The following is a 12,657-nucleotide window of genomic DNA, read 5'->3' as shown; positions in this document are numbered from 1 at the left end:
GGCCGCGCGCTCCTGCTCCGGACGCACGGGCGGCAGCGGGGCGCCGGACCAGAACCGCCGCTGCTGCTCGGCGTCCGCGAAACACCGCACCTGCCCGCTGCGGCCGACGCCGCGCTGGTCGAAGGTGACCACGTCGAAGCGGCGCGCGAGTTCGCCGCCGAACAGTTCTCCCTTCGCCGCCCAGCGCAGCCCCGAGCCTCCGGGACCGCCGACGGCGGAGAACAGCGTGCCGATCCGCCGCTGCGGGTCAGTGGCCTGCTGACGCACCACCGCCAGCCCGAGGGCCGGGCCGTCGGGGTGCGCGTAGTCCACCGGCACCTGCGCGGTCGCGCACTGGAACCGGCTCAGCTCCGGCTCCGCGCACCGCGCCCACTCCAGCCGGGGCGTCGGCGCGGCGTCGGCCTGCGCCACCAGGTCCGCGACCGCCGACTCGTGTCGGCTCGGCGGGCCGCCGCATCCGCTCACCACGGGCAGCAGCGCGGCGAGCGCGGCGACGATGACGATTCTCCGGCTAGGCACGGCATTCATCCTGGGCTCCGTGCCCGGTGGCCGTCGTCACCCTGAGGATTGACATCCGTCTCTAGGACATCACCAAACGGATCACCGCGATGAGTCCGACCACGACGATGACCGCCCGCAGCAAGGTCGGCGGCATCCGCCTGCCCAACCGCGCGCCGAGTTGCCCGCCGATGATCGAGCCGAGCGCGATCAGCACCACCGCGCGCCAGTCCACGTCCGCCACGACGATGAAGATCAGCGCGGAGACCGCGTTCACGATCAGGGCGAGCACGTTCTTCGCCCCGTTGAGGCGCTGGATGTCGTCGTGCACGAAAACGCCGAGCAGCCCGATCAGCAGCACGCCTTGCGCGGCGCCGAAGTACCCGCCGTAGACACCGGCGGCGTAAACCGCGGCGAGCAGGATGGGCCCCCCGTGCTCCGGCACCGGGGCGCCGTCGTTCTCCCGGCGGCGCTTGACCCAACTCGCCAGCCGTGGCTGCACGACGACCAGCACCAATGCCACCATGATCAGAATGGGCACGATCGCCTTGAACGCTTCGGCGGGCAACACCAGCAGCAGCACCGCACCGGTGATGCCGCCGAGCAGCGAGGCGGTGCCCAACCGCAGCAGCCGATCGCGCTGCCCCGCCAGTTCGCGGCGGTATCCGTGCACACCACTGATCGAGCCGGGGACCAGACCGATGGTGTTGGACACATTCGCGGTCACCGGCGGCAGGCCGAACGCGAGCAGAACGGGAAAGGTGATCAGCGTGCCGGAGCCGACGATCGTGTTGATGCCGCCCGCCGCGATGCCCGCACCGAAGACGGCCAGTTGCTCCAGCCAGGTCATTGTCAATCCTTCGACGTCCCGTCGGACCCCGGGCCCGTACAAGCGTGGTTCACTGCCGGACCGAACGGTAGCGGGGTCGTCGGATCACCCGACGACGGGACCACCCTTCCCGGCCGTATCTCGGCACGGTAAACTCGCGGACATCATGCAGCGGGCACTTCTTCTCGACCGCCGCGACGGGGTCTGATCGGACCGGCTCCCGTCGCGGGGTTTTGCCGCGCCGGTCGACCAGCCCCATTGGGAAAAACGACATCCTCGGGAGAACCGCCCATGTCCCCTGCTGACGCATTTGTGTCCGGCGCGCGCACCATCACCGCGCCGAGCAAACCAGCCCCCGCCGACCAGCCCGGCTGGAACAAACAGAAGAACTCCTCGATGCCGACGTTCCGTTACCGGCCCTTCGCCGAGGAGGTCGAGCCGATCACGCTGCCCGACCGCACCTGGCCGGACAAGGTCATCGACCGGGCGCCGGGCTGGTGCGCGGTCGACCTGCGCGACGGCAACCAAGCGTTGATCGACCCGATGAGCCCGGCCCGCAAGCGCCGCATGTTCGACCTGCTGGTGCGGATGGGTTACAAGGAGATCGAGGTCGGCTTCCCCTCGGCCAGCCAGACCGATTTCGACTTCGTCCGCGAGATCATCGAGGACGGCGCGATCCCCGACGACGTCACCATCCAGGTGCTCACCCAGTGCCGTCCGGAGCTGATCGAGCGCACATTCGAAGCCTGCGCGGGCGCGCAGAACGTCATCGTGCACTTCTACAACTCCACCTCGATCCTGCAGCGCAAGGTGGTCTTCCGCGCCGACCGCGACGCGGTGAAGAAGATCGCCACCGACGCGGCCGCGTTGTGCCTGGAGATCGAGCAGCGCTACCCGGACACCAATTGGCGTTACGAATACAGCCCGGAGTCCTACACCGGCACGGAGCTGGAGTACGCCAAGGACGTCTGCGACGCGGTCTCGGCGATCATCGCCCCGACGCCGCAGAAGCCGCTGATCATCAACCTGCCCGCCACCGTGGAGATGGCGACTCCGAACGTCTACGCCGACTCGATCGAGTGGATGAGCCGCAATTTGGCCCGCCGCGAGGCGATCGTGCTGTCGCTGCACCCGCACAACGACCGCGGCACCGCCGTGGCCGCCGCCGAGCTGGGCTACCAGGCCGGGGCCGACCGGATCGAGGGCTGCCTGTTCGGCAACGGCGAGCGCACCGGCAACGTGTGCCTGGTCACGCTGGGGATGAACCTGTTCTCCCGCGGCGTCGATCCGCAGATCAACTTCTCCGACATCGATGAGATCCGCCGCACCGTCGAGTACTGCAACCAGTTGCCGGTGCACGAGCGGCACCCGTACGGCGGCGACCTGGTCTACACCGCGTTCTCCGGCAGCCACCAGGACGCCATCAACAAGGGTCTGGACGCGATGAAGACCGCGGCCGACGCCGCCGAGGCGGACGTCGACGACATCGTGTGGGAGGTGCCCTACCTGCCGATCGACCCGAAGGACGTGGGTCGCACCTACGAGGCGGTCATCCGGGTCAACTCGCAGTCCGGCAAGGGCGGCGTCGCCTACATCATGAAGACCGACCACGGGCTGGCGTTGCCGAGGCGGCTGCAGATCGAGTTCTCCCAGGCGATCCAGAAGATCACCGACGGCGAGGGCGGCGAGGTGACGCCCAAGGAGATGTGGGACGTCTTCCATGAGGAGTACCTGAGCCCGATCCGGCCGCTGGAGCGGATGCGCCAGAAGGTCACCGCGTCGGAGACCGACGGCGGGGTCGACTCGATCGTGGCCGTAGTGAAGGTCGACGGCGTCGAGCAGGAGATCACCGGCAAGGGCAACGGGCCGCTCGCGGCGTTCGTCGACGCGATCGCCGCCGTCGGTTTCGACGTCGAGGTGCTGGACTACTCCGAGCACGCCATGTCCGCGGGTGACGACGCGCAGGCCGCCGCCTACGTGGAGTGCGCGATCGGCGACAAGGTGGTGTGGGGCGTCGGCATCGCCACCTCGATCACGACCGCGTCGCTGCGCGCGGTGGTGTCGGCGGTGAACCGGGCGCACTGACAGCGCATCTCGGCAAGCATGCGGACGGGCGCCGCGCGGGTTCCACCGCGCGGCGCCCGATCTCGCTGGGGCAGACCGAATGTCACGGGCGTCCGGGTCCCCAAGCCCGGCATGCCTACCGCGACACGGGGTAGCGAACCCCGTGCTAGCGTTGGATTCGCACTCCAAGCGCCGAGCTCTCTGCTCGAACTCCCGAGCAGATGGGGGAACCGTGACAACAAACGACCACAATCCGACCTCTCCACCCTGGCTGCAGAGTCATTCCGTGGATACGGCCGAAGTCAGCGACGTGGAGTCATCGGCCAAGGACCCGTCGGCCGAGCCGGCCGGCGGCACGGAAGCGAAGGAAACCGACGTGTCGGCCGGGTCGGCCCAGCCGGACGCCCAACCCGAACAGCCCGAGCCGCACGGCTCGACGGAGCAGACCACGGCCTACCCGCAAGCCGCCCCGGTGGCGCAGGCATGGGCTCCCCCGCAGGCCGGACCGGCCGAACCCTACGGCTCGTACGCCCCGCCGAACGCGGGCGCGTATCCCCCTCCGTCACCCTTTCCGGGAGAGCCGTTCACTACCGGCGCCTTTCAGCCACCGTCGGGCCATAGCGGTAGCCACCCGATAGCCCCGCCTCCGGACGGACCGCATCCCGGTTACGGGGAGTACCGCCAGGAGATCGGCGGCGACGGCCTGACCCGGCATGTGCCCATGGATTCCGCGCAGCCCGAATCTCCTGCGCCGCAACCCGATCAGCCCAGCGGCCCGATCTACAGCTGGGCGCCGCCGCCTCCGCCGGTGACGCACCAGCCTCCGCCGTCCGCCTATCAACCGCCGCCTCCGCCGCCGCTCGGGCAACCGCAGGGGCCGGCCTGGCAGGGCGGGCCGGGTCCGCACCAGTCGGTACCGCCGTTCCAACCGCAGCATGTGCCGCAGCCCGGCCAGCCGGGACATTCGGTGAACGACCTGAATCTGCTCCGGCGCGCCCGCAGGGCGCCGCGCAGCGGCTGGCGTCGTGCGGTGCACAAGGTTTCCGGCGGCATGATCAATCCGGGCGAGTCGGCGGCCGACATCGTCTACCAGGACCTCGCCGACCGGGTGAACCAGCCGGTGCGCGGTGACTACCGGATCGCGATCCTTTCGCTCAAGGGCGGCGTCGGGAAGACCACCACCACGGTCGGTCTCGGCTCCACCTTCGCTTCGCAGCGCGGCGACCGGGTCATCGCGATCGACGCCAACCCCGACCTGGGCACGCTCGCGCACCGGGTGCCACGGCAGACCCGCTCCACCGTGCGCAACCTGCTCGAGGATCAGCACATCACCAGGTACTCCGACGTGCGGGCGCACACCTCGCAGGCGCCGAGCCGCTTGGAAGTGCTCGCCAGTGAACAGGATCCGGCGGTCTCGGAGGCGTTCAGCGAAGCGGACTACCGCAAGGCGATCAGCATTCTGCAATCGTTCTACAACATCATCCTGACCGACTGCGGCACCGGCTTGATGCACTCGGCGATGGCGGGGGTGCTGGATATGGCGAGCTCGCTGGTGCTGGTCACCTCGCCCGCCATCGACGGCGCGCGCAGCGCGTCGGCCACGCTGGACTGGCTCGACCACCACGGCTACGGCAAGCTGGTGGAACGAACCGTCGTGGTGGTGAACGCTTCCCGCCGCGGCGCGTCCACCGTCGATCTCGACCAGTTGCGCAAGCTGTTCCTCGATCGCACCCGCGCGGTGCAGGTCGTGCCGTTCGACGATCACCTCGCCGAGGGCGCGGAAATCGATCTGGAACTGGTGAGCAAGCCGACCCGGCGGGCGCTGCTCGAGCTGGCGGCGATGGTCGCCGACGACTTCGGCTACGTCAGCTCGCAGGCCCAGCATCCCTACCGGCACCAGCCACCGTACGGATTCTGATCGTCGCGCGAAATCATGCTCGTGCGGCGGAGCCCTTTCCGTGCGCGGAGTCGGCCGTCGCGAGTGCGGCGGCCGACTCGAACGCCGCGAGCACGGCCGCGATCGCCGGACGGGCCTCGGCCCGCGGCCGGGTGGCCAGTTCGTATATCCGAGCGGCGCGCACGCCGGACAGCCGTAGCACCGCCAGATCAGGGTGGCCGACCGCGTAGCGAGGCATGAGCGCGACACCGTAGCCGGTGGCGACCAGCGTCTCGATGACGCGGAAATCGTTGAGGCGCTGCGCTATACGCGGCTGCACGCCGGTCACGGTGGCGATCGAGCGCAGTACGTCGTCGACGGGAAAACCGCCCCGCACGCTGAGCCAGGTCTCGTCGGCCAGTTCCTCCGGCGCGACGGCCGAACGGCCCGCGAGCCGATGCGTCGGCGCCGCGACCACATCGATCGGCTCGCGCATGAGCGCCCGGGTCGCGACGCGCGGGTCGGCGATAGGTGCGGCGCGCTCGTCGCGATGGGTCAGCACCACGTCGTAATCGGCGAGCAGTCGCGCCACTTCCGAGGGCGGCACGTCTTCGTCGCGCGCGATCACCTGGACTCCGCTGTCCACCATGCCGGGCAGCACATGCGGCAGCAGCAACGCACCGCCCGAGGGAAACACCGCGACGCGGACCCGTCCGCGCGGCGAGCCGCGATAGTGCGCCATCTCGGCGACCGCGCGATCCATGGCGGCGAGCACTTCGTCGGCGCGCACCACCAGTGCACGACCCGCGTCGGTGAGCCGCACGCGTCTGCCGTCCGGTTCGAGCAAGGCCACGCCCGCCTCCCGCGCGAGCACCTTGAGCTGCTGGGAAACGGCGGAGGGCGTCATGGACAGTGCTGCCGCCACGGCGGCCACCGTGCCGCGATCGGCCAGTTCACGCAGCACACGCAGCCTCTCCAGCGCCATGGGCGGCCCGGCCGCGACCGGTTCGGAACCGAAATCCATTAAGTGAAACTACATTATTGATCCATAATTATTCGATTGTTCTGATCTTTAGCAGATCGCACGATGAAGGCGTGACCAATCGTGACCGCCTGCTCGGCCTGACCGTCGTCCTGCTCTGGGGATTGAATTTCCTCGCCATCCGGGTCGGGCTCGACCACTTCCCCCCGTTCTTCTTCGCGGCGCTGCGCTTCGCGGTGCTCGCGGTGCCCGCGCTGCTTTTCATCCCACGCCCTCCGGTGCGGATGCGGTGGATCCTTTTGTACGGCAGCGGTTTCGGCATCCTGCAGTTCGCGTTCCTGTTCACCGCGATGCGGGTGGGCATGCCGACCGGGCTCGCCTCGCTCGTCCTGCAATCCTCGGCGCCGTTCACCGTGCTGCTCGGCACGCTGCTGCTGGGTGAGCGGATGCGCCCGGCGCAGATCGCGGGCATCGCCGTCGCGGTGGCGGGCATGGCGGTGATCGGCTGGGACCGGCTCGCCCACGCCACCCTGGTGCCGGTGCTTTTGACTCTCGCGGGCGGACTGGGCTGGGCCTTCGGCAATATCGGCGCGCGTCTGGCCGGTACCGAGACCCCCGGCGTCAACCCGCTGCACCTGATGCTGTGGACCACCGCCATCCCGCCGGTGCCGCTGTTCGCGCTGTCGGCGTTCGTCGAGGGGCCGACCACGGGAGCGCACGCCGTGGTCGAGGCGTTCACACCGGCGGGCCTGCCCGCCCTGCTGGCGCTCGCCTATATCGCCGTCCTCGCCACCGTGGTCGGCACGGGATTGTGGACCTATCTGCTCGGTCGCTATCCGGCCGGTCTGGTCGCGCCGTTCTCCCTGCTCGTTCCCATCGTCGGTATCGTCGCGGCGTGGACTTTCCTGGGCGAAACCCCGACCACGTTGTCGCTGATCGGCGGGGTGGTGGTGCTGGCGGGAGCGTTCGCCGCCACATCGAGCAGACCACGCGCGGCCACGGTGAACGCCCGCATCGAGCCATCGGCAACAGCCGCGATGGCAGGTACCGGTCGCCCGGCCTGAGCGGGCCGTACCCACGTTCGATGTGCACTCCGTCACGAAATTCGCATTCCGCACCGGCCGCTGTCCTGGGTCGGTGCGAATCGATCGGCTTGCCGCTTTACAGTAGTGCCCGGCGTGGAAGTTGGTCCCTAGGCTAGGCAGCAGAGCGGCGCATGGCAGACAATCAGTGGACCGTATCGCGAAGAGCACTGCTTCGTAACACGGTCGCGGCGGGGGTGGCGACGGCGGGGGCACTGACGGCGGGTGCGCTGAAACCCACGCCTGCCGCAGCGAGTCCCGGCGGCAAAAGGGTCGCGGTACTCGGCGGCGGTGTCGCGGGCCTGACCGCGGCACACGAGCTGGCGGAACGCGGGTTCCAGGTCACCATCTACGAGAAACGGGCGTGGGGCGGCAAAGCCCGCAGCGTCGGCGTGCCCGGCACCGGAACGGGTGGACGGCCGGATCTGCCCGGCGAACACGGCTTCCGTTTCTTCCCCGGCTTCTATCAGCACGTGCCGGACACGATGCGCCGAATCCCGTTCCCCGGCAATGCGAACGGCGTATGGGACAACCTGGTCGCGGTGCCGGAAGCACGATTCGCCCGGCACGGCGGCGACGACTTCCGCGTCCCGCTCGGTCCGCGCTCGCGCTCGGAATTCTCCCCGGACAGTTTCCGCGAAACGCTCGGCGCGGCGCTGTCCACCGCACTGAAGATGCCGCCCAACGAGGGCGTGTACTTCGCCGAACGCCTGCTGGTCTTCAACACCAGCTGCGACGCCCGCCGCCTCGGCCAATGGGAGCGCACCTCCTGGCACGATTTCGTCGGCGGCCACGCGCGCTCGCACGAGTTCCGCGCGCTGCTGTCGCGCACGCTGACCAGCATCATGGTCGCCGCGAAGGAGAACATCGCGAGCGTGCGCACCATCGGCACCATGGGCGAGCAGTTCCTCGGCAATCCCATGCAGATCGGCAACGACGGCGGGCTGGACCGGGTACTGAACGGTCCGACCAACGCGGTCTGGATCGAGCCGTGGACGCGGCGGATCCGTGAGCTCGGAGCGGATTTCGTGCTCGGCACCGAAGTGCGCGAGCTGGAGGTGCGCGACCGCAGGATCGTCGCGGCCCGGGTCGTGGACGAGACCGGCGCGCAACGCACGGTCGAGGCCGACTACTTCGTCGTCGCGTTGCCCGCCGAACGGGCGCGCGCGCTGTGGTCGCCGCAAGTACTCGAGGCCCGGCCCGATTTGGCCGGGATGGACAACCTGTTCACCGACTGGATGAACGGCATCCAGTTCTATCTGCGCCGACCGGCCGACATCTCGCGTGGTCACACCGCCTACGTCGACGCGCCGTGGTCGCTCACCTCGATCAGCCAGAACCAGCTGTGGCGCCGCAAGCTGACCGAGTTCGGCGACGGCGGCGTGCAGGACTGCCTTTCGGTGGACATCTCCGACTGGAACACCCCCGGCGTCGTATTCGGCAAACCCGCCAAGGAGTGCACCCACGAGGAGATCGCTCGGGAGGCGTGGGCGCAGATCAAGGCCCACTTGGACGATCGCGGCGAGGTGCTGCGCGACGCGGACCTGCACTCCTGGTTCCTCGATCCCGGCATCGCCTGGCAGGAGGGCGAGCGGCGCAACGCCAACGCCGACCCGCTGCTGATCAACACCGCCGGGTCGTGGGAGCACCGCCCGCAACCGCACGGCGCACTGGAGAACCTCTTCTTGGCAGGCGATTACGTGCGCACCAACGTCGACCTGGCCACCATGGAGGGCGCCAACGAGTCCGCGCGCGCCGCGGTGAACGCCCTGCTGGACGTGGCCGGCTCGAACGCGGAGCGCTGCCGGATGTACACCCTCTACCGCGCCACCGAACTGGAACCGCTGCGCCGCGTCGACGCGGACCGCTACGCGGCCGGACAGCCGAACATGTTCGACGTCCCCGTCTGAGCGGATGTGATCGATCTCCCTTCGCCGGTGCCGAATTCGATCGCCATCGCCCACGCCGCGGTGCTTGAATCGAACTATGCGTGAGAGCACCGCCTCCGACGAGATCACCGACCCGGCGGACCTTCGGGCATTGCTCGGCGAGGTGGCGCCCCGCGCGGCCACCAAGGAGCGACCCGTCCTGCATGCCAGGGACCGGGAGTGGATCGCGCTCTCCCCGTTCCTGGTGATGAGTACAAGCGACGCGGACGGCAACTGCGACGCCTCGCCGAAAGGCGATCCGGCGGGGTTCGTGCGGGTGCTCGACGACACCACCCTCGCCATCCCGGAGCGCCCCGGTAACCGCCGCGCCGACGGCTACCTCAACATCCTGGCCAACCCGCACGTCGGCCTGCTGTTCGTGATCCCGGGACGCCGCGAGACGCTGCGGATCAACGGCCGCGCCCGGCTGGTGCGCGACGCGCCGTACTTCGATGACATGGTGGTGCGCGGGCACCGCCCGATCCTCGCCGTCGAGGTGGAGATCGACCAGATCTACTTCCACTGCGCCAAGGCGTTCATGCGCAGCCATCTCTGGGAGCCGGAGCAGTGGCCGAAGGACACCCTGCCGAGTCCCGCGTGCCTGGTCAAAGAGGTACAGACGAACGTCGCGGAGACGGTGGAGGAACTGGAGCGCTACTACTCGCCGGAGAACTACGCGGCCAAGCTGTACCGCGACTGACCCGCGTGGCCCACGCCACCCGACCGCGGCGCGCCCGGATCGCGCGTCGAACATAGACTCGCGACGTGGCAGAACTATCGGTGCGCGGACGGCTCGCGCTGGCGGCGGCGGCCGCGGCGTCCTGGGCCTCGCAGAAGGCGGGTCGTGGTAAAGGGTCGATGATCGGCGGACTGATCGCGTTGAAGATCGATCCGACCGTCATGGACCAGCTCGGACAGCGGCGGCGCACCGTGCTGGTGACCGGCACGAACGGCAAGTCGACCACCACGCGGATGACCACCGCCGCGCTCAGCACCCTCGGCGCGGTCGCGACCCAGGCCGACGGCGCGAACATGGACGCGGGCATCGTCGCCGCGCTGAACGCGCACCGGCGCGCGCCGCTGGCCGCCATCGAGGTCGACGAACTGCACCTGCCGCACGTCACCGATTCGCTGAATCCCTCGGCGGTGGTGCTGCTGAACCTCAGCCGCGACCAGCTCGACCGGGTCGGCGAGATCAACATGATCGAGCGCAAGCTGCGCGCGGGCCTGGCGAAGCACCCGGCCACCGTGGTGGTCGCCAACTGCGACGACGTGCTGGTCACCTCCATCGCCTACGACCATCCCAACGTGGTGTGGGTCGCCGCGGGCAGCGGCTGGGCGATGGACGCGACCAGCTGCCCGCGCAGCGGCGAGCCGATCGTCTGGGAGGGCGCGCACTGGCGCAGTACCGGAGCGGATTTCCAGCGTCCCGAACCGGACTGGTGGCTCGACGGGGACGATCTGGTCGGGCGGGAGGGCAAGCGTTTCCCGCTGCGGCTCGCACTGCCGGGCCGGGCCAACCGCGGCAACGCCGCACAGGCGGTGGCAGCCGCCGTCGCGCTGGGCGCCGACCCGGAGCAGGCCGTCGCGGCCGCGGGCACGGTCCGCGAGATCGCGGGCCGCTACCGCACGGTGCAGGTCGGCGAGCACGACGCGCGTCTGCTGCTGGCCAAGAACCCGGCCGGGTGGCAGGAGGCGCTGTCGATGATCGAGCCGACCTCGGCGGGCCTGGTGATCGCGGTGAACGGCCAGGTGCCCGACGGCGAGGACCTCTCCTGGCTGTGGGACGTGCGCTTCGAGCACTTCGAAGGCGTGCAGGTGGTGGCGGCGGGCGAACGCGCCACCGACCTGGCGGTGCGACTGACCTACGCGGGCGTGGAGCACACCCTGGTCCCCGATCCGGTCCGCGCCATCGCGTCGTGCCCCGCGGGCCATGTGGAAGTGCTGGCCAACTACACCGCCTTCCGTGATCTCAACCGTGACCTCGAGGAGCGGGCTTCATGACCGAATCGACCTTCCGCATCGGCCTGGTGCTGCCGGACGTGATGGGCACCTACGGCGACGGCGGCAACGCGCTCGTGCTGCGGCAACGACTGCGCATGCGCGGCTACGACGCCGAGATAGTCGAGATCACGCTGTCGGAGCCGGTGCCCGATTCCCTGGACGTCTACACCCTGGGCGGCGCGGAGGATTCCGCCCAGCGTCTGGCCACCCGGCACCTGCAGCGCTATCCCGGCTTGCAGCGCGCCGCCGGGCGAGGCGCTCCGGTGCTGTCGATCTGCGCGGCCATCCAAGTCCTCGGCCAGTGGTACGAGACCTCGGCGGGCGAGCGAGTCGACGGCGTCGGCCTGCTCGACGTCACCACCTCGCCGCAACACAAACGCGCCATCGGCGAGGTGACCACCACACCCCTGCTCGACGGGCTCACGGCCGCACTCACCGGCTTCGAGAATCACCGGGGTGGAACGAAACTCGGCGGCGACGCGCAGGGTCTGGCCCGGGTCGCCCGCGGCGTCGGCAACGGCGTCGGCGACGGGCTGGAGGGCGTCGTCCAGGGTTCGGTGATCGGCACCTACATGCACGGCCCGGCGCTGGCCCGTAACCCCGAACTCGCCGACCTGCTGCTGATGCGCGCCCTCGGCGTCACCGAATTGGCGCCCCTCGACCTGCCCGAGGTCGACCAGCTCCGCCGGGAGCGCCTGCGCGCCTGAGCCTGTTCCCGCCGGTCAGGTCCCCGGAGTAGCTGAATTCGCGGCAATCCGGATCGAAGCGATGAGTTCGGGCGTGTGCACCGGTACATACCGGTGCACAGCCACACCATCGAAAGGAATCCGGTCATGAGCGTCATCGTCTGCGAGTTCGTCACCCTCGACGGCAGGGTGTCCGACCCCGACGGCCGCGGCGGCACCGCGAGCGGCGGGTGGGCCTTCCGCTACGGTCCCGAGACCGTCGGCGGTGACAAGTTCCGCCTGGCACATGCCCTCGATGAGGGCGTGCTGCTGCTGGGTCGCCGCACCTGGGAATTGTTCGCCACCATCTGGCCCGGCCGCGACGATCCCTTCGCCACGCGCATGAACAAGGCCGCGAAATTGATTGCCTCGCACACACTGGCGGACACGTCGAGCTGGACGAATTCCACGCTTGTCGAAGGCGACCTCCATACGGCGGTGGAGAACGCACCCGGCGACGTCATCGTCACCGGCAGCCTGAGCATCGTCCGCGCATTGCGGGAAAAGGATCTGATAGACGAGTACCGACTGCTGATCTTCCCCACGGTCCTCGGTAGCGGTGACCGTTTGTTCGCCGATGGCGAGCCGCCCGCGGATCTCGAGTTGCTGTCGGTCGACACGGTCGGCGCAGCCGTCCTGACCCGCTACGGCCGAGCCGGGCGCTGACGA

General features: G+C 69.5%; 10 protein-coding genes and 1 pseudogene. 8 read left to right on the top strand and 3 right to left on the bottom strand.

The genetic code is table 11. The annotated features are described in order from the left end of the window. Positions 1-519, bottom strand: a pseudogene (locus ACWEH3_RS14465) (alpha/beta hydrolase); the annotation flags it as partial. Positions 520-580: 61 nt separating this feature from the next. Then, positions 581-1,348 (bottom strand): sulfite exporter TauE/SafE family protein, encoded by a 768-nt coding sequence (locus ACWEH3_RS14460; RefSeq protein ID WP_450025475.1) that lies wholly within the window; start codon positions 1,346-1,348, stop codon positions 581-583. A gap of 270 nt (positions 1,349-1,618) precedes the next feature. Here ACWEH3_RS14460 and leuA point away from each other — a divergent pair, with 270 nt between their 5' ends. Both leuA and ACWEH3_RS14450 read left to right on the top strand, forming a co-directional pair. Beyond that, positions 1,619-3,412, top strand: a complete 1,794-nt coding sequence (gene leuA / locus ACWEH3_RS14455) for a 2-isopropylmalate synthase (protein WP_450025473.1) — start codon at positions 1,619-1,621, stop codon at positions 3,410-3,412. A gap of 265 nt (positions 3,413-3,677) precedes the next feature. After that, entirely contained in the window at positions 3,678-5,309 is a 1,632-nt protein-coding gene (locus ACWEH3_RS14450; RefSeq protein WP_450025471.1) for an AAA family ATPase, read from the top strand. Between the two features lie 13 nt (positions 5,310-5,322). Here the strand turns inward: ACWEH3_RS14450 and ACWEH3_RS14445 are convergent, their stop codons facing one another. After that, positions 5,323-6,252 (bottom strand): LysR family transcriptional regulator, encoded by a 930-nt coding sequence (locus ACWEH3_RS14445; protein WP_450025489.1) that lies wholly within the window; start codon positions 6,250-6,252, stop codon positions 5,323-5,325. Between the two features lie 110 nt (positions 6,253-6,362). On the opposite strand from ACWEH3_RS14445, the gene ACWEH3_RS14440 reads away from it, so the two are divergent. The 6 genes from ACWEH3_RS14440 to ACWEH3_RS14415 all read left to right on the top strand — a co-directional run bounded on the left by ACWEH3_RS14440 (position 6,363) and on the right by ACWEH3_RS14415 (position 12,654). Then, positions 6,363-7,313: an EamA family transporter gene (locus tag ACWEH3_RS14440; RefSeq protein WP_450025469.1), complete on the top strand. Its 951-nt coding sequence runs from the start codon at positions 6,363-6,365 to the stop codon at positions 7,311-7,313. A gap of 152 nt (positions 7,314-7,465) precedes the next feature. Beyond that, positions 7,466-9,241, top strand: a complete 1,776-nt coding sequence (locus ACWEH3_RS14435; protein ID WP_450025467.1) for a hydroxysqualene dehydroxylase — start codon at positions 7,466-7,468, stop codon at positions 9,239-9,241. A 76-nt stretch (positions 9,242-9,317) separates the two neighbouring features. Beyond that, the gene (locus ACWEH3_RS14430) at positions 9,318-9,959 is read left to right on the top strand and encodes a pyridoxamine 5'-phosphate oxidase family protein (RefSeq protein WP_450025464.1); all 642 of its coding nucleotides are present in this window, start codon (positions 9,318-9,320) and stop codon (positions 9,957-9,959) included. 65 nt (positions 9,960-10,024) lie between these two features. After that, a complete protein-coding gene (locus ACWEH3_RS14425; RefSeq protein WP_355078717.1) occupies positions 10,025-11,263 on the top strand; it encodes a Mur ligase family protein in 1,239 nt (412 codons plus the stop codon). Beyond that, a complete protein-coding gene (locus tag ACWEH3_RS14420) occupies positions 11,260-11,970 on the top strand; it encodes a type 1 glutamine amidotransferase (RefSeq protein WP_450025461.1) in 711 nt (236 codons plus the stop codon). Before ACWEH3_RS14425 ends, ACWEH3_RS14420 begins: the two co-directional genes overlap by 4 nt. Positions 11,971-12,096: 126 nt before the next feature. After that, positions 12,097-12,654, top strand: a complete 558-nt coding sequence (locus ACWEH3_RS14415) for a dihydrofolate reductase family protein (protein ID WP_450025459.1) — start codon at positions 12,097-12,099, stop codon at positions 12,652-12,654. Positions 12,655-12,657 lie beyond the last annotated feature (3 nt).

The sequence above is a fragment of the Nocardia sp. NPDC004718 genome (genome assembly GCF_053601535.1).
This window is presented reverse-complemented; position numbering and strand designations above follow the sequence as displayed.

Excerpts from the sequence above, each read along its gene's own strand:
- ACWEH3_RS14460 (WP_450025475.1), bottom strand. The coding sequence starts at position 1,348 with ATGACCTGGCTGGAGCAACTGGCCGTCTTCGGTGCGGGCATCGCGGCG.
- leuA (WP_450025473.1), top strand. The coding sequence starts at position 1,619 with ATGTCCCCTGCTGACGCATTTGTGTCCGGCGCGCGCACCATCACCGCG.
- ACWEH3_RS14445 (WP_450025489.1), bottom strand. The coding sequence starts at position 6,252 with ATGGCGCTGGAGAGGCTGCGTGTGCTGCGTGAACTGGCCGATCGCGGC.
- ACWEH3_RS14435 (WP_450025467.1), top strand. The coding sequence starts at position 7,466 with ATGGCAGACAATCAGTGGACCGTATCGCGAAGAGCACTGCTTCGTAAC.
- ACWEH3_RS14430 (WP_450025464.1), top strand. The coding sequence starts at position 9,318 with ATGCGTGAGAGCACCGCCTCCGACGAGATCACCGACCCGGCGGACCTT.
- ACWEH3_RS14420 (WP_450025461.1), top strand. The coding sequence starts at position 11,260 with ATGACCGAATCGACCTTCCGCATCGGCCTGGTGCTGCCGGACGTGATG.
- ACWEH3_RS14415 (WP_450025459.1), top strand. The coding sequence starts at position 12,097 with ATGAGCGTCATCGTCTGCGAGTTCGTCACCCTCGACGGCAGGGTGTCC.